The sequence below is a fragment of the Kribbella voronezhensis genome (genome assembly GCF_004365175.1).
In the GTDB taxonomy this organism is placed as follows: Bacteria; Actinomycetota; Actinomycetes; order Propionibacteriales; family Kribbellaceae; genus Kribbella; species Kribbella voronezhensis.
The window spans coordinates 2,925,302-2,944,551 of record NZ_SOCE01000001.1 but is presented as its reverse complement, the minus strand read 5'-3'; the positions used below and the strand labels follow the sequence as shown (position 1 = coordinate 2,944,551).

The following is a 19,250-nucleotide window of genomic DNA, read 5'->3' as shown; positions in this document are numbered from 1 at the left end:
CCTGGACAGAACGGAGTCACGCCTTCCATGACCACGATCCAGATTGCCGACGCCGACCGCTTGCTGATCACCACGGAAGACGCCGCCGCTCGGCTCGGTATCCATCGCTCGACGCTCTATGACCTGATCCGCAGCCGGAAGCTGAAGACCGTGAAGATCGGCGCTCGCCGACTGGTGCGTGTCTCGGCTCTGGAGGAAGCAATCCAACTCCTGGAGGAGGAGACCGCAGCATGAAATCCGCAAACGGCGACGGTTCGGTGTTCTACCGCGAGAGTAAGAAGCGCTGGTACGGAGCGGCCTACCTACTGCAAGCCGACGGCACGTATGCCCGACAGGAGGTGTCGAGCAAGGACAGGGACGAGACCGTCCGCAAGCTCCGGGATCTGCAGTCGAAATCAGACAAGGGGATCCCGGCCGAGGCAACCAACTGGACCGTCGAAGCCTTCCTCAAGTACTGGTTGGAGCACATCGTGAAGCCCTCGAAGAAGCCGAAGACTCACCAGGGCTACGAGTTGGTGTCGCGGGTGCATCTCATTCCTCACCTTGGGCGGAAGAAGCTGTACAAGCTGAGCGGCGCCGATGTCCGGCTGTTTATGAAGCGGATTCAGAACATGTGCCTTTGCTGCCTGCATGGATATGACGAGCGGCGCGGCGATAAGGCGAGGTGCTGCGCTGTCGGCCGGTGCTGCAAGCAGCGTCCGTCAGACCGGCTTGTAGAGCAGATTCACGCGGTACTGCGGAACGCGTTGTCGGCGGCAGTCAGAGAGGAAGTCCTCCAGCGCAATGTCGCGAAGCTGGTCCAGGTGCAGGGCGCGCAGTACGACACCAACCGGGGAGCGACAGAGGATCAGGCCCGACTGTTGTTGGAGGCAGCGAAGACCACCCGGCTATACGCATTGTTCGCGCTGGCTCTGTTCATGGGATTGCGTCGCGGTGAGCTACTCGGACTGCAATGGCACGACATCGATTGGGCAGAGAAGACAGTTGAGATCCGGAGGACGCTGCAACGAGTCGACGGTGTGCTTCGGGCCGTCACTCCGAAGACGAAGAAGTCACGCCGCACGGTGCCGCTGATCGAGCTTTGCGTTGATGCGCTCAGGAGTCATAAGAAGCAGCAGGCGATGGAACGGCTCGCGGCCGGTGAGAAATGGATCGACACCGGCTATGTGTTCACGACTGAGATTGGAACGCCGATCGAGCCGGACAACCTGCGGCGGACTTGGTACCCGCTGCGGGACGCGGCCGAACTCGGGAAGATGCGCTTCCACGATCTGCGGCATAGCTGTGTGACCTTGCTCCTACGGCTGAAGGTGCCGCCGCACATCGTCCAGGCGATCGTCGGGCACGCGGACGTCCAGGTGACCATGGCTGTCTACGCGCACGCATCACTTGAGGACCAGCGGAAGGCGCTCGACCAGCTCGCGGAGCATCTCGCCGGATAGGCGTTGCGGTCCACGTTGCGGTCATTTGCGGGAGGTCGGCGGTTCTCCGATGGAGAAACCGCAGGTCAGAAGTGTGGTCAGGGGCGGTCTCGAACCGCCGACCTTCCGCTTTTCAGGCGGACGCTCTACCAGCTGAGCTACCTGACCGGGAGAGAAAATATGGCGGCGGTGTGTGGACACCCGCCGCCACTTCTCTCCTGGCGACCCAGACGGGACTCGAACCCGCGACCTCCGCCGTGACAGGGCGGCACGCTAACCAACTGCGCTACTGGGCCAGATTGCTCGATGATGCTACACCATCTTGCGAGCCTTGCCGACATCGGTCTTTCGACCGTATCCCCAACGGGATTCGAACCCGCGTTACCGCCTTGAAAGGGCAGCGTCCTAGGCCACTAGACGATGGGGACTCGGACCGCGGGAGCCGAAGCTCCAGGGACAGCCGTAAGCATAGAGGACACCGGGCTGAGGTCCAAAACGAGTTCCTGGCAAGGGGGATTGGGGAGGGGAGGCCGGGGGGTGGGGTGGGGGGTGGGGTGGGGGAGAAGGCGTGGGTGGGGTGCGGGTGAGGGCGTGGGTGGGGTGCGGGTGAGGGCGATGGGCGCGCGGCAAAGTGCGGGCGGAGGGGGCGCTGAGGCATGCGAGGGGAGGGGCGCCGGGGGACGCGAGGGGAGAGGCGAAGGGTCGGCGAGCGCCGAGGCAGCAGGAGGCCTGGAAAGGCTGAGGAAGCGGGAAGGCTGGGAGGGGCTGAGGAAGGCGGGGAAGCAGTGGAACGGGCGCGCTAGCCGGGGAGCCGTGGACAGGCCCGAGGCAGCCGGGCAGGCCGTGGAGAGGGCGGAGGGGGCGGTGAGGCCGTGAAAGGGCGCGCTGGCCGGGAGGCCGTGGACAGGCCTGCGGCAGCCGAGGAGGCCGGGGAGAGGGCTGAGAGGCGGGGAGGCGGGGAGGGGGCTAGGAGGGCGTGTGGGTGCGCTTAGACAACGGGGGGCCGGCGTACGGAGTACGGGGTGGGTGTGGGGAGGGTCACTAGGGTGGTGGGGTGATTGAGATGAGTCGGGCGGACTTCGAGGGGTTGGTGTCCGAGGCGTTGGATTTGGTGCCGGGGGAGTTGGCGGCGTTGATCGACAACGTGGCTGTGTTCGTCGAGGACGATGCGCCGGCGAGTGATCCGGAGTTGCTCGGGGTCTATGAGGGGATTCCGTTGACCGAGCGGGGGCACTACTACGGCGGCGTGCTGCCGGATCGGATCACGATCTATCGCAATCCGACGCTGTCGATCTGCGAGACCGTCGAGGACGTTGTCGACGAGGTGAACATCACTGTCGTGCACGAGATCGCGCATCACTTCGGCATCGACGACGCCCGCCTGCACGCCCTCGGGTACGGCTGATCCGCAGCTCTCACCAGCACCGGGTCAAGAGCCGCGCTTCGTCCGCCGGGTGGCACGCTACGGCACCCAGGTTGACGCGGACACGATCCGCGACAGTGCGGCCCTGCTGGTCGCGTCCAGCATGGTGGCCAAGATGCACCGCACCGCAACGCACAGCGCTGCCGGGGTGACGGCAAAGGTCAGGAGCGCTTGAAGAGGAGTTTCCAGGGCATCATGGCGGATTCGAGTTGGACCTTGAGGGTCATCTTGGAGGCGCCGACGGTGCGTTCCTCGAAGCGGATCGGGACCTCGGCGATGCGCAGGCCGCGGCGTACGGTCCGGTAGTTCATCTCCACCTGGAACGAGTAGCCGTTGCTCTGGATGGTCGAGACGTCGATCGCGCGCAGGGTGTCCGCCTTCCAGGCCTTGAAGCCGGCCGTGGCGTCCTTCACGTGCAGCCGCAGGATGGTGTTCACGTAGACGTTCGCGAACGCCGACAGCAGTCGTCGGTGCCAGGCCCACTCGGCCGCGGCCGAGCCACCTTCGACGTACCGGGAGCCGATCACCACGCCGGCGTCGGTGGTCCGCAGCGTCTCGACCATGGTCGGGATCACCGAGGCGGGGTGGGACAGGTCGGCGTCCATCTGGATCACGATGTCGGCGTCCTCGGCCAGGGCCCGGGTGATGCCCGCGATGTAGGCGCGGCCGAGGCCGTCCTTCTCGGTCCGGTGCAGTACGGCGACCTGCTCGGGCGCCTTCTCGGCCAGTTCGTCGGCCACGGCGCCGGTGCCGTCGGGGGAGTTGTCGTCCACCACCAGCATCTGCAGGCCGGGCAGCCGCAGGTCCGACAGGAGGCCGGCCAGGACGGGCAGGTTCTCCCGCTCGTTGTAGGTCGGCACGACGACGATGATCTTGGAGGAGCTCTCGCCCATGAACATTCCTTCTTCGGTACGCCGGACGCCAATGCGGGGGACACAGGACGCTACCAGTACAGAGCGGCGGACCGGGCGCACAGGGTTCGCCCGGACCGCCGCTCGGGCGGAAGTGGTGCGATCAGCAGGCGGTCGCCCATTGATCGACCAGCTCACTGACGAGGTGCAGCGCGACCAGATGCATCTCCTGGATCCGGGCGGTCTCCTCCGCCGGTACGACGATCGCCAGGTCGGCCGCTGCCGCCAGGGCGATCCCGCGGGTGGAGGTGAAGGCGACCGAGCACGCGCCGCGCGAGCGGGCCATCGCGAGCCCCTTCACCACGGTCGGCGACGTACCGGAGGTGGTGAACCCGATCACCATGTCGTTCGGCCGCGCCAGGGCCTCCACCTGGCGGGAGAACACTTCGTCGTAGGAGTAGTCGTTGGAGATGCAGCTCGTCACGGCCGCGTCGCCGACCAGGGCAACGGCGGGTAGCGGCCGCCGTTCCCGCAGGTAGCGGCCGATGAGCTCACCGACCAGGTGTTGGGCGTCGGCAGCGGATCCTCCGTTGCCGTAGGTGTAGAGCACTCCGCCCGAGTCCAGTCGGCGGATGAGCTCGTCGGCGACCTGTTGGATCGCGTCCAGCTGGCTGTGCATCGCGTAGGCGACCTCGGCGTGACGGTCGAGCTGCCTGGCGATGACTCGGTCCACATAAATTTGGGTCATGTGGACGGTGGTACGCCAGTTTTGCTAGTTGCGGGGAGGAGATCCGGTGGATCCGCGCACAATCAGCCGCGGCGCGACCCGGATCGTGCGGTGTCTGGCGGGCAGTTCGTCCCGGATCCGGGCCAGCAACAGTTGCGCAGCGCTACGGCCTATATCCACAGTGTGCTGATCGACGGTGGTGATCCCGGGCTGGACGAGTGACATCCAGGGCACGTCGTCGTACGCCGCCAGGCTGATCTTGTGCGGGATTCGCAGCCTGCGGTGCTTGATTTCGGCCAGTGCGCCCTGCGCCAGCACGTTGTTGGCGGCCATGATCGCGGTGACGTGGTGGTCGTTCAGCAGTTCCCGGGTGCTCTGCCGGGCGGCGTCGGCGTCGAAGCTGGTGTAGACGATCAGATCGTCGTCGAGATCGATTCCAGCAATTTCGTGAGCTGCCCGGAATCCGGACAGTCGACCGGCCCCGGTGGACCATTTCGTCTCGTCGATCAGCAGGCCGATCCGCTCGTGGCCCAGGTCGATCAGGTGTTGGGTCAGCTCCTGGGCACCCGCTTTGTTGTCGCTCAGAACCGCGTCGGAGCCGGTCCGGCCGAGCCGCCGGTCGGCGCAGACGACGTGGATCCCGTTGTCCTGCAACATCTTCGAGCAGCCCGCGGCGACCGGGGTCACGATCACGCCGGCGACCTGCATGGCCAGCAGCGTCTCGGCCGCGTGCATCTCCTCGTCGGGGTCGCCGTTGTCGTTCACCAGGATCATCTGGTGCCCCTCGGCGCGCAGTACTTCCTCCACCCCCGCGGCCAGGTCGGCGTAGAACGGGTTGCGCAGGTCGGAGATCAGTACGCCGATCGCCGTCGACGTCCGGCTGCGCAGGTTCCGGGCCATGTGGTTCGGGACGTAGCCGAGCCGCTGGGCGACCGCCTGGACCCGCTCGCGGACCTCGCGGGAGGCGTAACCACGGGTGTGCAGCGCGCGCGAAACGGTCGACGGGGACACGCCCGCCTCCCGGGCGACGTCTTGCACGGTCGGCCGGCTCGCCTGCTTCTTCGAATCCCCAGTCACGCCGTCATCGTAGGGCCCGGCCACCTTCGGGGAGCGGTTCTGAGCCTCGTGCCTCACCGGAATCGATCTGCTCCATGGTGAGCAGCACCCCGCGCCGCCGTCCCTCGGCGCCGCTCAGCACGCTGCAGATCAACCGTACGACGATGGCCCGGCCGCGCCGATTGACTGCCTCCACCACGGCCTCGGTCGCCGACCCCGACCCGTTCAGCGCGTCGCGGACCAGCGGCCGCAGTACGTCGGCAGGCAGCCCGACGTCGAGGTTGAGCAGATGCCGGCCCTCGGCCTCGTCACCGCGGACGCCCCACAGCTCCTGGGCGGCGGCGTTCCAGGCGAGCACCAGCAGTTCGAGATCGACCACGACGACCCCGACCGTGAACGCGGTCAGCACGGACTCGAGGAAGTCGTTCACGTCGTTCAGTTCCGTACTCCGTTCGCGCACCGCCTCGTTGATGCTCTGCAGTTCGTCGTTCGCCGACTGCAGTTCCTCGTTCATCGTCTCCAGTTCTTCGTTGGTCGACTGGAGCTCCTCGTTGGTGGTCTCCAGTTCCTCGATAGTCGATTGGAGCTCTTCGTTCGTGGTCTCCAGTTCTTCGTTCGTGGACTGGAGTTCGGCGTTCGTGGTCTCCAGTTGGCGCCCGGCCCGGTCGACCTCCAGCCGCAGCGCCCGGATCGCACTGACGTCGTGATAGGCCACCGAGACACCGAGCAGTTCGTTGCCCTCGGTGACCGGGTTCAGGTGGACCTCGAACCAGTGCACGATGCCGCCCGGACGGCCGAACTCCACCTCGGAGACCCGGACCGGCTTGCGCTCGGCGACCACCTGGTCCAGGTAGCTGCGCAGGGCCAGCGGCTGGTGCGAGACGTCCAGCTCCCGGACCGGCCGGCCGAGGTCACGTCCGGACAGGCCGAACAGGGTCGCCGCCTGATCGGTCTGCATCACCAGGGTGTTGTCGGCGCCGATCAGCAGCTGGGCGATCGGGCTCGCGACGAAGGCGAGTTCGTGCAGCCGCTCACTCGGTCGCTCCTGGTCGCCGGCGGGACCAGCGGTGGAGCGCCCGGCGTTCACCGTCCGGTTCGCCACCCGGCGGAAGATCCGCTGCTTCAGGTCGATCGGCTCGAACAGCCGGGTCCGGCCGAGCAGCATCTCCGCGCGGCCGAGGAAGAGCACGCCGCGGGGAACCAGCGCGAAGTGGAAACGGTTCAACATCCGCTGCTGGGTTTCCGCGTTGAAGTACATCAACGTGTTGCGGCACAGCAGCAGGTCCACCCGCGAGATGGGCGCGTCCTGGACCAGGTCGTTGCGCCCGAAGATCACCGTACGGCGCAGCTCCGGATGGAACAGGTACCGGCCGTCGCGGAGTTCGAAGTACTTCGTCCGCAGGTCCTCGGGCACGTCCTGCAGATCCGCCGCGGAGAACGCGGCCTGCCTCGCCTGGGTGAGCGCCTCGTCGTCGATGTCGGTGGCGTAGATCTTCACCTGCTTCAGGTAGTTGTCGAGGCCGAGTTCCTCGGCGAGCAGCATCGCCAGCGTGTAGGCCTCCTGGCCGGAGGAGCAGCCGGTGCTCCAGGCCCGGAGTGGGTCGCCGGGACTCCGCTCGGTCAGGAGTGCTGGGATCCACCTGGGTTTGCAGCACCTGCCAGGACTGCGGATCGCGGAAGAAGCTGGTGACGTTGATCAGGATCGTGTTGAACAGTGCCGTGAACTCGCCCGGATCGACCTGGAGCAGGTCGAGGTAGTCGTGATAGCTGCCGACCTCGACCTGGTCCATCCGGTGCCGGATCCGGCGGCCGAGACTGGTCCGCTTGTACCCGCCGAAGTCGAAGCCACGGGACTCGCGCAGGTAGTCGAGCAGGGCTTCGAGGTCCGCGGAGTCGGCCGCGGTGGGGGTGATCACGCCGTCACGCTAGCGGCCGTTACACCAGTCGTTGTTGATCGCGAGCTTGGCGTTCAGCGGCTCGAGCCGCAGCGTCGCCCAGATCACCTTGCCGCCGGTCGAGGTCGCGTTGGCACCCCACGCGGTTGCCAGCTCGGTGACGATGCCCAGCCCGAGCCCGCTTTCCCTGGTGGTGGACGGCGGCCGGCGTACCGGGAAGCCCGGGTCGGTGTCGGAGACCGCCACCGTGAGCAGTTGCCGACGCAACTCGAGCCGGAGATCGGCATCGGAGCGGGTGTGCCGTACGACGTTGCCGATCAGCTCCGACACGATGGCGACGGCGTCCTCGGACAGGTCCTCGCAGCGCCACAGCTCGCAGGTCGCCGCGACGAACCGCCGGGCGACTCGGCAACTGTTCGGATCCGACGGCAACCGGAGTCTGGTCAGCTGCCGGGCCGGGGGAGTGTGGATCGCGGCCAGCGCCGACGCGAGGTCGGCGAAGACCGGGATGAACCGGGCGACGGCCGCGGACTCCACCTGGAACGCGCGGGTGTTCCGCTGACCGGCGACGAGCAGCAAGGGGATGCCGGACCAGTCCGCGGTCTGTCGCGCCACCGCGGTGAACAGGCTGAGCGTGTAGGCCTTGGCGAGGACAAGATCCTGCAACTGCACGATGACAGCTCCCGGCTGGTCCGCGAGCGCCTTGAACAGCAGGGTCCGCAACTGCGGCGCCGTGGCCACCTCCAGGACGCCGGAAGGCGTGATGACGATCGCCTCGCCGACCGTCCGGACGGCGATGTCGAGGGGGCCACCATGACCCATCAGTTCACCTCGCCGTCTCTGGCAACCTCGGACTCACCCGCGGTCAGTCTGTTGCGCAGAAGCCTGGCCGCCGCCCGGGCCTCTTCCATCGACCCCGAATACCGCTGCGCCAGCGCCACGTTCCCGCGCTGCCGCGCGGTGGCCGCCATCCGTTCGGCGAGCTCGACCTTGTTGTCCAGGGAGCGCACCGCTGTCCACAAGGCCGCCTGGAGCGGCTGGTCGGTGGTGTCGAGGAGCGCGTCGGCCGACCAGACATGGCCGGAACGGCAGCCGACCCCCGACTGGTCGGGGGTCAGGACGGACAGCCCGCCGCCGCAGTCCGGACAGACCAGGCCGGCCGGTGCGGCGAGGATCTGGCCGAGCTCGGCGCCGATGGCCGCGGCAGGCAGCAGCTGATCGATCTCGACGTTGGCCAGCGCACTGTCCGGCATCCCTGGGTACGCCGCGTCCGCCGGGTCCTGGACGATCGCCATCCCGCCGCGCGACTTGATCGCAGCCAGCCCCGCGGTGCCGTCGTCGAGCACGCCGGACAAGACGACGCCTACGGCCGATCGGCCGCGATCGTTCGCGGCAGATCGGAAGAGCGCGTCGATGGACGGACGGTGCCCGTTCTCGGCGGGCCGGTCGGACAAGCTGAGGTGCCCGCCGTTGACGAGCAGGTGGTGATCAGGCGGCGCGACGTACAGGTGGCCGTTCTCGATCGGAGCCCCGTCCTCGGCGAAGCGCGCCGGCAAGGGACCGGCCGTATCGAGGATGTGCGCCAGAGCGCTCGTACTGCCTTCGCGCAGATGCAACACGATCAGTACGCCGGCCTGCAGGTCCGGCGGCAAGGCGGACACCAGTGCACGGAGCGCCTCGACCCCGCCGGCGGATGCGCCGATGACCACCAGGTCCCGCAGGGGACCCGGCCGCTTCACCGGGACCGGCTGTCCATCAGCCTTCGCGCTGGCGAAGGGCGTCAGCGGCCGAAGCGAAGATGCGGAACTGTCCGCCGAGTCCGGTGATGGACAGCGGGCGGTCCACCGGACGACCGACGCCGACCAATGCGAGATCGATGCCATGTTGGCCCGCAAGCCGCCGCGCCTCGACCAGATTTCCCAACCCCGCGGAGCTGCAGAACGTCACCGCGGACAGGTCGATCAGCACCAGCCGGGTCGGCGGTACGACGGCGGCCCGGATCGCCTCGGCCGCCAGCTCGGTGCTGGCGATGTCGATCTCCCCCGACATCCGAACCAGCAGGACCCCAGGCTCCAGCTCCTCGGTGACGGCGTCGAAAATGGTCCGGACCATCTCGTGGTCCGGCGACTCCGGCTGGCTCGTCACGGCCATCCTCCCCGAGGGCGGCTCCGCGGACGCCGGTGGGTCCTGGCGTGGGGGAACTGCCCTCCCCTCACCGTATGCCCGAACGCTCCACACCCACAACGCCCCCGCCACGAGCGACCCCGGAGCGTGATGAACCCCGGGGAGCCTTTCTCTCCTAGACTTCGCAACGCGTGACGAAGGGACTCCGATGACTGTCGACGAACTACTGTCAGCGATCGACGACGCGGCCGATCCTGCTGTCGCCGAAGTGCTCGCCCGCTATTTCCAGCTCCAGCCCGGCGGCTACGGCTTCGGCGACCGGATGATCGGTGTGAAGCTGTCCACCCTGCGCGGCCTCCTGAAGCCCTACGTCCGCGCCGGCCTCCCGCTGCCCGACCTGGAGAAGGCGCTGGCCAGTCCGGTCCACGAGCACCGACTCGCAGTACTGGCACTCCTGGCCGACCGGGCATCGCTCGCCCTGAAACCCCGTACCGCGAACCCGGCCGAGCTCGCCGAGATCTACCACCTCTATCTGCGGAACACCGCGCACATCGACAACTGGGACCTGGTCGACTGCAGCGCCCCGCAGATCGTCGGCGGCCATCTGCTCGACAAACCTCGCGACCCACTCTACAAATTGATTGCCTCTAGCAACATCTGGGAACGCCGGATCGCCCTGATCGCCACCCAGCGCCTGATCGGCGCCGGCCAGACCGCGGACACCTACCAGCTCGCCGCCCTGGTTCTCACCGACTCCGAGGATCTCATCCACAAAGCCTCCGGCTGGATGCTCCGCGAAGCCGGCAAGCGCGTCTCCGCCGACGAGCTGCTGGCCTTCCTCGACCAGTACGCCGCCACGATGCCCCGTACCATGCTCCGCTACGCCATCGAGCGTCTGCCGACCGACGTACGCAAGCACTACCTGACGTTGAAGAAGGCGCGCTTTGTCGACAAGTCGGCCGGCGACGCCTAGCGGGAGCTTGGGCAGTTCGAGAGGGGTGGGGACTCGAGGGCGCAGTGGCGGTGGGTGCTGACGGCCACCGGTTTGCGTGGTTCGGGGCGGTGGTCGGCCAGGGTCAGCCAGGCCAAGGCGGCGCCGGCGACGGCCAGGGCGCTGGAGATCCACATGGCGGTCATGAAGCTGTGGCCGAAGGCGACCGGGTCGCGGTAGGAGTCGCCGGTGATGCCGGCGGCCAGCGGGATGGCGGCGACCGCCATCAGCTGGGCCGATCGGGCGACCGCGTTGTTCACCCCGGAAGCGATGCCGGCGTGGTGATCCTCGACGGACGACAGGACGGTCGCGGTCAGCGGGGCGACCGTCGACACCAGTCCCAGCCCGAGTACGACGACAGCGGGCAGGATCTCGGTGAAGTAGCCGGCGCCCGGGCCGATCCGGCGCATCAGGAGGAAGCCGCCGGCCATCAGCACCGGGCCGACTGTCATCGGGACCCGCGCACCGATCCGTTCGGACAGGCTGCCCGCGTAGCCCGACAAACTGAGCATCAGCAAGGTCATCGGCAGCAATGCGGCGCCGGCGTGCAGGGCGTCGTACCCGAGGACTGTCTGCAGGTAGACGACGACCAGGAAGGTTGCCGTGCCCAGCGCGCCGTACACGACGACGGTGACCAGGTTCGCGCCGGTGAAGCGGAGGTTCTTGAAGATCCCCGGGGGCAGCATCGGGTGCGAACTCCGCCGCTCGACCTCCACGAAGACCGCGAGAGCAACGACACCGAGGACGAGGCTCGTCAGTACTGCGGGATCCCCGAACCCGCGATCCCCGGCGCTGATCAGGCCGAGCGTCAGCCCGGCCAGCCCGATCGTGGCCAGCAGGGCACCGCCGAGATCGAGCTTGCCGGAGGCGGTCTCGTCGCGGGTGTCCGGGACGTGCCGCATCGCCACCAGCACGGTGATCAGGGCGAGCGGCAGGTTGAGCAGGAAGATCAGCCGCCAGGAGCCGTGGTCCACCAGCGTGCCGCCGACGAACGGACCGATCGCGGCCGCGACCGACGTCAGACCCGACCAGGCGCCCACCGCCTTGCCCCGATCGGAATGCCGGAAGCTGGTCTGCAGGATCGCCAGGCTGCCGGGGGTGAGCAGCGCACCGCCGACGCCCTGCAGGACGCGGCCGCCGATCATCACGCCGAGAGTGGGCGCGACGGCGCAAACCAGAGAAGCGAGCGCGAACCAGATCACGCCGACGACGAAGAGCCGTCGCCGGCCGAGCCGGTCGCCGAGTGAGCCGCTGAGCAGGATCAGCGAGGCCAGCATCAGCATGTAGCCGTTGACGATCCATTGCAGCCCGGCGATGCCCGCCCCGAGGTCCTCGCCCATCGCCGGCAGGGCGACGTTCACGACCGTGCCGTCGAGGAAGGCCATGCCGGAGCCGAGAGCCGTGGCGGCCAGCACCCACCTGGCCCGGGCGGTCCCGAAGGCGATCCGATCCGTGTCCTCAGGTTGCGCGTCGACCATGGCCACAGCGTAAGCGTGCCCGGCGTCGCTACGGCTGTAGCGGAAGATCCAATTGCAATACTGCGAGCGACTGGCCGGACGGGATGCCCGGCTGCACCGACATACCCGGTGGCTCGCCCACTGCGCAGCGGCTCTCGGTCAGCTGTGGACAGATCGCGTTGCGCAGGCCGCCGCCAGAGACGATGAGATCGGTCGGCAGAGTGCTGTCGACATCGGCCGTGAGCGGCTTGATCGCTGCAGCCGCGCGTCCGGTGGTCGACGGCATCCGCCGGACCACCGAGCCGCTGAGCCGGTAGGTCAGCTTGAACTTGGTCGGTGCAGTGATCAGCGGCAGTTGGCTGGGTCCACTGATGGTCGCCTGATCCACCGGCACCGGCTCACCGTCCGCGAGCACTGCCAGCTCGCTGATCTTCGGCTGGGTGGGGGTCATCATGCCAGGCAGGTCCGCACCGGAGTCGGGTGGCCGGAGCGGCAACGTGGCGATGGCACTCCGGACGATCACGTCCTCGGTGATGTCGAAGCTGCCGTCACCCCGCGGTACTGCGGCCAGCCGGATGCCGGGTGCCGTCAGGCCGGTCCCCTCGGGCGTCGGCGGTGGCTGCACCGGAGCCGTGCCACCACCACTGGCCAGCGCCCCTGGACTCGGCGGCGTCGGTCCGGCCTGTTCGCCCGAGCAAGCGGTGGCCACGCTCAGCCCCAGTGCCAGCGCGACGCATGCAAGTCCTCTGAACAATGACATCGGATCTCGTCCCCCAAAGACCCGGACACTTCCTCTGGTGGCCGGATCGACTTCCGCATACGATACGCCGAAATTGGCACTCGCCACTATTTCCAGAATGTTCTCGATGAGGGGGAAGAATGCTGGAACGGAGCGTGTTCAAGCCATTCCGAAGGGTTGCGGAAAAGCCCCGGAAAAGCGCGACGAAAATATCGAGAATCCGAGGTCCGCATTCTCTGAGGGTGATTTCGCTGGCGCTCGCGGTGATGATCGCGGCCGCCTCCGCACTGTTCGCCGTACCGGCCGATGCCGCCGGCAAGGGTGAGTTGCACGTCATCCAGGGGCTGCCCGGGCGGTCGCTCGACATCTCGGTCGACGGCCGGACGGTCGCCCGCGGGGTGCAGGGCGCCGAGGTGGTCGGTCCGCTCGACGTGGCTGCCGGCCAACGGAAAGTGACCGCTCGTGACGGTGGCAAGGTGGTGATCGAGCGGGTCGTCACGGTAGGTGCCGGAAGCAACCTCGACGTGGTCATCCACCGGCCGGCCGCGCCGACGGCGGCGCCGGTGATCACCAGTTACGCGAACAAACTGACCGGGGTGCCGAAGGACAAGGCCGCGCTCCGGGTCGCGCACACCGCCGCGGTCGGACCGGCCGACATCCGGGTGAACGGAAAGGTGCTGTTCGCGAATGTGGCGAACGGGGAATCACTCGACGTGGTCGTACCGGCCGGTAAATATTCCGTCGACATCGTGCCGGCCGGAGCGACTTCGCCGGTCGTGCTGGGGCCGTTGTCATTGGCGGTCAAGGCCGGTTATCTGACCCGGGTCTTCGCGATCGGTGAACCGAACTCGAAGACGATGAACGTGGTGGTGACGTCATTGCGGCTGCCCGGTACCGGATCCGACCGGCCGGGCCTGGTGAACACGGGAACAGGCGGTCAGGCCGCCGGCCTGATGAACGATGAGCAGTCGCCGGTAGCGCCGATCGCACTCGTCGCCCTGTTGCTGGTAGGCGCCTCGGTGGTCACGGTGCGGAAGGTCGTGCGTCGCTGAGGAGGATCCTGCTCGGACTGCTGTTGTGCTGCGTGGCCCTGGAGGGGTGTGCCGCGCAGGTCGACCAAGCTGTGCCGGCTCCTGGCGAGGGCGGCGGCGTACCGGCTGTGGAACAGTCGGCGCCGCCGTCCGTGCTGCCCGGAAGAGTCGGTACGCCGGCCGCCAGCCAACGGGTCCGCTTCGTGCCGACCGAGGTGGTGCTCCCCGGCGGGCGCCGGGCGCCGGTGCTTCCGGCCAGCACGGTGAACGGCCAACTCGTCGTACCCGAACACGTCCAGCGAGTCGGCTGGTGGGACGGCGGCGCCGAGGCGGGTGATCCGTTCGGGTCCGTGGTGCTGGCGGGCCATGTCGACTCGGCCACGGAAGGGATCGGCTTCTTCGTCCGGCTACGACAGGTGAAGCCCGGCGAAATCGTCGTACTGCGCGGCGACGGCGGGCACAGCGCGTCGTACCGGATCTCGACGGTGACCGCCGTTCCCAAGGACGCGCTCGCGACCACCAGCGGTGCCTTCGATCAGACGGGTGATCACCGGTTGGTGCTGATCACCTGTACCGGCGCTTACGACCCGGCCAAAGGTGGCTATGCGGAGAATCTGGTGGTGACCGCCGCCGCGATCGGGTTGGCGAGGTAGACGTAACACCACCTCGCTGGGGGACTTCGCGCCATGGTGAGCCCCCGGCCGTCCGTCGAGAGTTGCGGCATGGACTCACAGACATTCCGACCTGCCCGCCGGGTGCTGATCGGTGCCGCGGTCGCCGCCGGTCTGATCGCCGCCCCACTGACGGCCGCGACGGCCGCGAGCAGCCTCGACGGCGTGTGGCAGACCGAGGGTTACGGCACGATAGTTGCCATTGGCAATGGAAAGGCGCGGCTCTACTCGGTCACCGGCATCAGCTGCTCGGCGCCCGCGACCTACCAGCAGGACGGGAACCGGTTCACCGCTGCCGGCGAACAGGCCTTCACCGTCGAACACAACCGCCTGCACGTAGAGGGCAACGTCGGCGAGAAGGTCCTCCGCCGGCTGGAGAAGCTTCCGCGGACCTGCACACGACCCCAGCCGACCGGGCCGCTCGCCGTGTTCGACCAGTTCTGGACCGACTACGCCGAGAACTACCCGTTCTTCGCCGCCAAGGGGATCGACTGGCGCGCCGTCCGGGCGAAGTACCGGCCGTTGGTGACGCCGGGCATCTCGGAGGACGCGCTGTTCGAACTGCTGGCGTCGATGATCCGGCCGCTGGGCGACGCGCACACCGCGATCCGCACGCCGAGCGGCAAGTTCTACGAAGGCGTGCGCCCCGGTACGACGTTTCCGACCGAGAAACTCGAGGCGCAGATCCGGCCGTACATCGAGAGCACTGCGCTCAAAGGGCTCACCTACACGTCGTACGGGCATGATCGGATCGGGTACGCCGACCTGCCGGGCCGGATCGGCTACCTGCGGGTGATCGCGTTCCTCGGCTACGGCGACATCCCCGACTACACCGCGGAACGCGTCGCGCTGAACCAGGCACTCGACAAAGCGCTCGCCGGAGCCGCCAGGCTGCGCGGGCTGATCCTCGACCTGCGGATCAACGGCGGTGGCTCCGACCAGCTCGCCCTGGATGTGGCCGGCCGGCTGACGAACAAGCCGTACTTCGCCTACTTCAAGCGAGCCCGCAACGATCCGCAGGACGCGTCGTCCTTCACCGCGCCGCAGCCGTTCTTCGTCAAGCCGTCCCAACGACCCCGGTACGCCGGTCCGCTGGTGATCCTCACCGGTGGTTCCCAGCTGAGCGCGGGTGAGACCTTCACCGAGGCGATGATGAACCGGAGCCCGCGGCCGGTCCGGGTCGGGCAGAACACCCAGGGCGTCTTCTCCGACACCCTCCAGCGGACGCTGCCGAACGGCTGGGAGTACATCCTCCCGAACGAAGAGTTCCGCACGCTCGACTGGTCCTCCTTCGACGGCCCCGGCATCCCGCCGGACCTCCGCGTCCCGGTCTTCACCGCCGAGGAATTCAAAGCCCACCGCGACACCGCGTTCACCACCGCACTCGACCTGCTGCGCAAGCGGAAGGACCGCTAGGGTCTGGGGATGGCCAGGTATTTCGATGTGCATCCGGAGAATCCGCAGAAGCGCGCGGTCGGGCAGGTGGTCGAGCTGGTTCGCGGTGGCGGCCTGATCGCCTACCCGACGGACTCCTGCTTCGCGCTCGGCTGCGCGCTGGGGAACAAGGACGGCATCGACCGGATCCGGACCATCCGGCACCTCGACGACCGGCACCACTTCACGCTGGTCTGCCAGGACTTCGCCCAGCTCGGGCAGTTCGTGCACATCAGCAACGCGGTGTTCCGCTCGATCAAGGCGGCGACGCCGGGCAGCTACACCTTCATCCTGCCCGCCACCAAGGAAGTACCGCGCCGGCTGCTGCACCCGAAGAAGAAGACGGTCGGGGTCCGGATCCCCGACCACATCGTCACCCAGGCCCTGGTCGAGGAGCTCGGCGAGCCGCTGTTGTCGTCCACCCTGCTGCTCCCCGACCAGGAGGAGCCGATGACGCAGGGCTGGGAGATCAAGGAGCTCCTCGACCATCAGGTGGACGCCGTCGTCGATTCCGGCGACTGCGGCACCGAGCCCACCACCGTCATCGACTTCTCCGACGACACCCCGGAGATCGTCCGCGTCGGAGCCGGAGACCCCACGCCCTTCGAGTAGGCAGGCGCGCGGTACGGCGTACGGGGGCTGACAAACTGAAGCGGTGACCACACTCGACTTGACCCCCGACGACCTGCTCACCACGACCCGGACCGTCCGCAAGCGGCTGGAGCTGGATCGGCCGGTGCCGCCGGAGTTGATCAAGGAATGCATCGAGATCGCGCTCCAGGCTCCGTCCGGCTCCAACCGGCAGACCTGGCACTGGCTGGTGATCACGGATCCCGCGAAGCGGGCGGCGATCGGTGAGTACTACCGCCGCTCGGTCGCCTCGTACCTGGAGTCGGCGGGCGCGGCCGGTCGCCTGTACGCCGATGATCCGGACCGGGCGCCGGTGCAGCAGCGCGTCGGGTCGAGTGTGGCGTATCTCGGCGAGCGGATGGGTCAGGTCCCGGTTCTCGTCATCCCGTGCCTGCAGGTCAAGTCACTGGGCGCGGGCAACCAGGCTGGGACCTGGGGCTCGATCCTGCCGGCCGCTTGGAGCTACTGCCTCGCAGCCCGCGCCCGCGGCCTCGGTACTGCGTGGACCACCCTGCACCTGACGTACGAGCAGGAGATCTCCGAGTTGCTCGGACTGCCGGAAGACATCCGGCAAGCCGTTCTCCTGCCCACTGCCTACTACACCGGCGACACCTTCAAGCCGGCTCCTCGCCAGCCGCTGGAGGACATCCTGCACGTCGACGGCTGGTGAATCGCCGAGCGGTTGCACTAACGAGCTAAATGACTTTAGCTTGTTAGTGAGGTGATTTGTCATGGGCTACCAGCCCGAATTGATCGGCGGCCACCTGGCGGTCGACCTGGTGAACACGGTGGCGTGGCGTCTCGACGACTCGCGCCGCGTCGACCGGCTGGTCACGGCGGCGGAGTTGGCGAACTGGTGTGCCGCCGTCGGCCTGAACCCGGACGCGGCGTCCCTCCAGCAGGTCCGCGACGTCCGGGAGACGACTTATCGGGTACTACGGCCCGTAGCGCGCGGTGAACTGCCGACCGAACCTGATCTGGAGGCACTGCGCCACCTTGTCGTCGAGGCCCTGGCCGCCGCCGAACCACCCCGTACGGCTGGGGTGCGGCTGCTCGACTGGGAGGCCGGAGGTCTCGTCGCGACGCTCGGGTTGGCGGCCGCCAGGTTGCTCGAGCGGGAGGACCTGACTCGGCTGCGCGAGTGCTCCGATGACGATTGCGGCTGGTTGTTCCTGGACCGGAGCAAGAACGGTTCGCGACGATGGTGCAGCTCGGCGGACTGCGGCAACCGCGCCCGGGCGAAGCGGCACTACCAGAAGGTGCGCGGCTCATGAGTCTGCGCACAGAGAAGAAGTCGGCCTTCCTCGACGGGATGCGGCTGGGTATCGGCCCCGCGACGGCAGGTTTCGTGCTCGCGCTCAGCTTCGGCGCCGAAGCGCGGGCCCGGGGCTGGGGATTCGGCCTGCCGATCCTGTTCTCGATGTTCGCGTTCTCCGGATCGGCCCAGTTCACCCTGCTGACGACGCTCGCCGGCGGATCGGCAGTCGCGGCCGTCACCGCGGCAGTGCTCATCAACGCCCGGTACCTGGTGATGAGCCTGGCGCTGAACGACAGCCTGCAAGGCGGCCGGCTGTCCCGGGCACTGCAAGCCCAGACGCTGGTCGACGCTTCCTTTGTCGTTGCCCACCGCAACAATGGCGAGTACGACGTGGGCCGGTTGATCGGAGCGAGTGCCACGCAATGGCTGACCTGGGTGAGCGGGACCGCCATCGGCGTACTGCTTTCGCCCACGCCGGACCTGATGCACCGGCTGGGGCTCGATGTCGCCTTCCCGGCGTTCTTCGTGATCCTGGCGCTGGACGAATTGCGGCGATCGTCCCGCGCGCTGGTGGCCGCAGTACTGGGCGCGGCGATCGCCGCCGGGCTGTTGTTCGTCACGGCACCTGGTTACGCGCTGCTCGGCGCGACAGCCGCGGCCCTGCTGGGCGTTCTGCCCGAGAAAGGTGGTGAGCAGGAATGAAGATGTGGCTTTCGGTTCTGGTGCTGACGGTGCTCAGTTGGTTGATGAAGGCGAGCGCACCGTTGGTGATCGGGAGCAAGAAGCTCCCGCCGACGGTGGTGCGGATGACCGCTCTGACCGCTCCCGTGCTGCTCGCCGGGTTGATCGTGACCGACCTGGGTGGCCCGGGGTGGCGCGAGCTCGACTGGACCGAGCTGGCCGGAGTCGGCGTGGCAGGCGGATTGTGCCTGACCAGGGTGCCGATGCTGGTGGCGGTCGCGGGCGGAATCGTCGTCACTGCTCTGGTGCGACTCAGCCTCCAGTAGCAGCCATCTCCTCGATCGTGAGTCCGCTGAGAATCGAGCGCGGCTCCGCCACGGTGAGATCGAGCAGCGGATCGGCGTCGTCGTCACGGACCTTGACCAGCAACCAGTCACGCTCGGTGCGGGTGAAGGCGAAGACGCCGTTCAGCTTGACGCCCTGCAGCCGGAACTTGAAGTGGCCTCGATCGATGGCGGTGGCCGGGTCGACGAGGCGTTGCTTGTCCCTGGTGAGGTTCTGGTAGATGCCTGCGTCCCAGACGATCACGGCACCACTGCCGTACTGGCTGTCCGCGATCACGCCCTCGTACTCGGCGTACTCGATCGAGTGGTCGGTGGTGAAGACGGCGAGCCGCTTCACCGACGGGTCCAGTGAAGGACCCCGTGGTACGGCCCAGGATTTCAGCACACCGTCGACCTCGAGCCGGACGTCGTAGTGCAGCCGTCTGGCGTCGTGCAACTGAACCACGAAGATAGGTGCCGTCGGCATCTGACTTCCCGTCCGCTGGTGGTCCGCCGTACAGACAAGTTTACGGCGGAC

Annotated in this window: 22 protein-coding genes, 3 tRNA genes and 1 pseudogene; 12 read left to right on the top strand and 14 right to left on the bottom strand. The window is 67.8% G+C overall.

Features of this window, described 5'->3' with window-relative positions:
• Window positions 1–27 precede the first annotated feature (27 nt).
• On the top strand, window positions 28–234 hold the full coding sequence (locus tag EV138_RS13435) for a helix-turn-helix domain-containing protein (RefSeq protein ID WP_133979165.1): 207 nt from the start codon (window positions 28–30) through the stop codon (window positions 232–234).
• On the top strand, window positions 231–1,442 hold the full coding sequence (locus EV138_RS13430; RefSeq protein ID WP_133979163.1) for a tyrosine-type recombinase/integrase: 1,212 nt from the start codon (window positions 231–233) through the stop codon (window positions 1,440–1,442). Before EV138_RS13435 ends, EV138_RS13430 begins: the two co-directional genes overlap by 4 nt.
• A gap of 74 nt (window positions 1,443–1,516) precedes the next feature.
• Here EV138_RS13430 and EV138_RS13425 read toward each other — a convergent pair.
• The 3 genes from EV138_RS13425 to EV138_RS13415 form a co-directional block, all read right to left on the bottom strand.
• Window positions 1,517–1,589, bottom strand: a tRNA-Phe gene (locus EV138_RS13425).
• A gap of 51 nt (window positions 1,590–1,640) precedes the next feature.
• Window positions 1,641–1,717: transfer RNA gene (locus EV138_RS13420), tRNA-Asp, on the bottom strand.
• A gap of 59 nt (window positions 1,718–1,776) precedes the next feature.
• Window positions 1,777–1,849 (bottom strand) — tRNA-Glu (locus EV138_RS13415).
• 626 nt (window positions 1,850–2,475) lie between these two features.
• Between EV138_RS13415 and EV138_RS13410 the strand changes: the two genes are divergently transcribed.
• Window positions 2,476–2,826 (top strand): metallopeptidase family protein, encoded by a 351-nt coding sequence (locus EV138_RS13410; protein ID WP_133979162.1) that lies wholly within the window; start codon window positions 2,476–2,478, stop codon window positions 2,824–2,826.
• Between the two features lie 179 nt (window positions 2,827–3,005).
• Here the strand turns inward: EV138_RS13410 and EV138_RS13405 are convergent, their stop codons facing one another.
• The 8 genes and pseudogenes from EV138_RS13405 to EV138_RS13375 all read right to left on the bottom strand — a co-directional run bounded on the left by EV138_RS13405 (window position 3,006) and on the right by EV138_RS13375 (window position 9,518).
• Window positions 3,006–3,737, bottom strand: a complete 732-nt coding sequence (locus EV138_RS13405; protein ID WP_202866709.1) for a polyprenol monophosphomannose synthase — start codon at window positions 3,735–3,737, stop codon at window positions 3,006–3,008.
• 121 nt (window positions 3,738–3,858) lie between these two features.
• Window positions 3,859–4,443 (bottom strand): D-sedoheptulose-7-phosphate isomerase, encoded by a 585-nt coding sequence (locus tag EV138_RS13400; RefSeq protein ID WP_112248073.1) that lies wholly within the window; start codon window positions 4,441–4,443, stop codon window positions 3,859–3,861.
• 24 nt (window positions 4,444–4,467) lie between these two features.
• Complete coding sequence (locus tag EV138_RS13395) at window positions 4,468–5,499, bottom strand: LacI family DNA-binding transcriptional regulator (protein WP_133979161.1); 1,032 nt, start codon at window positions 5,497–5,499, stop codon at window positions 4,468–4,470.
• A gap of 4 nt (window positions 5,500–5,503) precedes the next feature.
• Complete coding sequence (locus tag EV138_RS37625; RefSeq protein ID WP_238158417.1) at window positions 5,504–7,102, bottom strand: CheR family methyltransferase; 1,599 nt, start codon at window positions 7,100–7,102, stop codon at window positions 5,504–5,506.
• Between the two features lie 133 nt (window positions 7,103–7,235).
• Window positions 7,236–7,394, bottom strand: a pseudogene (locus tag EV138_RS37970) (hypothetical protein); the annotation flags it as partial.
• Between the two features lie 9 nt (window positions 7,395–7,403).
• Window positions 7,404–8,195 (bottom strand): ATP-binding protein, encoded by a 792-nt coding sequence (locus tag EV138_RS13385; protein ID WP_133979160.1) that lies wholly within the window; start codon window positions 8,193–8,195, stop codon window positions 7,404–7,406.
• The gene (locus EV138_RS13380; RefSeq protein WP_166678452.1) at window positions 8,195–9,112 is read right to left on the bottom strand and encodes a chemotaxis protein CheB; all 918 of its coding nucleotides are present in this window, start codon (window positions 9,110–9,112) and stop codon (window positions 8,195–8,197) included. Before EV138_RS13380 ends, EV138_RS13385 begins: the two co-directional genes overlap by 1 nt.
• Before the next feature lie 16 nt (window positions 9,113–9,128).
• Window positions 9,129–9,518, bottom strand: a complete 390-nt coding sequence (locus EV138_RS13375; protein ID WP_133979157.1) for an STAS domain-containing protein — start codon at window positions 9,516–9,518, stop codon at window positions 9,129–9,131.
• 187 nt (window positions 9,519–9,705) lie between these two features.
• Here EV138_RS13375 and EV138_RS13370 point away from each other — a divergent pair, with 187 nt between their 5' ends.
• On the top strand, window positions 9,706–10,470 hold the full coding sequence (locus EV138_RS13370; RefSeq protein WP_133979155.1) for a DNA alkylation repair protein: 765 nt from the start codon (window positions 9,706–9,708) through the stop codon (window positions 10,468–10,470).
• Here EV138_RS13370 and EV138_RS13365 read toward each other — a convergent pair.
• Both EV138_RS13365 and EV138_RS13360 read right to left on the bottom strand, forming a co-directional pair.
• Entirely contained in the window at window positions 10,467–11,966 is a 1,500-nt protein-coding gene (locus EV138_RS13365; protein ID WP_133979153.1) for a DHA2 family efflux MFS transporter permease subunit, read from the bottom strand. The two genes, EV138_RS13370 and EV138_RS13365, sit on opposite strands and share 4 nt — an antisense overlap.
• Window positions 11,967–11,994: 28 nt before the next feature.
• On the bottom strand, window positions 11,995–12,705 hold the full coding sequence (locus EV138_RS13360; protein ID WP_133979151.1) for a hypothetical protein: 711 nt from the start codon (window positions 12,703–12,705) through the stop codon (window positions 11,995–11,997).
• A 221-nt stretch (window positions 12,706–12,926) separates the two neighbouring features.
• Here EV138_RS13360 and EV138_RS13355 point away from each other — a divergent pair, with 221 nt between their 5' ends.
• From EV138_RS13355 to EV138_RS13320, 8 genes are all read left to right on the top strand, one after another.
• The gene (locus EV138_RS13355; protein WP_238158111.1) at window positions 12,927–13,736 is read left to right on the top strand and encodes a DUF4397 domain-containing protein; all 810 of its coding nucleotides are present in this window, start codon (window positions 12,927–12,929) and stop codon (window positions 13,734–13,736) included.
• A 32-nt stretch (window positions 13,737–13,768) separates the two neighbouring features.
• Window positions 13,769–14,368 (top strand): class F sortase, encoded by a 600-nt coding sequence (locus EV138_RS13350; RefSeq protein ID WP_166678578.1) that lies wholly within the window; start codon window positions 13,769–13,771, stop codon window positions 14,366–14,368.
• A 69-nt stretch (window positions 14,369–14,437) separates the two neighbouring features.
• Window positions 14,438–15,802, top strand: coding sequence for a S41 family peptidase (locus EV138_RS13345; protein WP_133979148.1), 1,365 nt, complete (start codon window positions 14,438–14,440; stop codon window positions 15,800–15,802).
• Between the two features lie 9 nt (window positions 15,803–15,811).
• The gene (locus EV138_RS13340; protein ID WP_133979146.1) at window positions 15,812–16,432 is read left to right on the top strand and encodes an L-threonylcarbamoyladenylate synthase; all 621 of its coding nucleotides are present in this window, start codon (window positions 15,812–15,814) and stop codon (window positions 16,430–16,432) included.
• 43 nt (window positions 16,433–16,475) lie between these two features.
• A complete protein-coding gene (locus EV138_RS13335) occupies window positions 16,476–17,120 on the top strand; it encodes a nitroreductase family protein (RefSeq protein ID WP_133979144.1) in 645 nt (214 codons plus the stop codon).
• Window positions 17,121–17,181: 61 nt separating this feature from the next.
• On the top strand, window positions 17,182–17,724 hold the full coding sequence (locus tag EV138_RS13330; RefSeq protein WP_133979142.1) for a CGNR zinc finger domain-containing protein: 543 nt from the start codon (window positions 17,182–17,184) through the stop codon (window positions 17,722–17,724).
• Complete coding sequence (locus tag EV138_RS13325) at window positions 17,721–18,410, top strand: AzlC family ABC transporter permease (RefSeq protein ID WP_166678577.1); 690 nt, start codon at window positions 17,721–17,723, stop codon at window positions 18,408–18,410. Before EV138_RS13330 ends, EV138_RS13325 begins: the two co-directional genes overlap by 4 nt.
• Entirely contained in the window at window positions 18,407–18,715 is a 309-nt protein-coding gene (locus EV138_RS13320) for an AzlD domain-containing protein (RefSeq protein ID WP_133979138.1), read from the top strand. The genes EV138_RS13325 and EV138_RS13320 overlap by 4 nt, the downstream gene beginning before the upstream one ends.
• On the opposite strand, the gene EV138_RS13315 is transcribed toward EV138_RS13320, so the two are convergent.
• Window positions 18,702–19,199, bottom strand: coding sequence for a DNA polymerase ligase N-terminal domain-containing protein (locus tag EV138_RS13315; RefSeq protein ID WP_133979136.1), 498 nt, complete (start codon window positions 19,197–19,199; stop codon window positions 18,702–18,704). The genes EV138_RS13320 and EV138_RS13315 overlap by 14 nt on opposite strands.
• Window positions 19,200–19,250 lie beyond the last annotated feature (51 nt).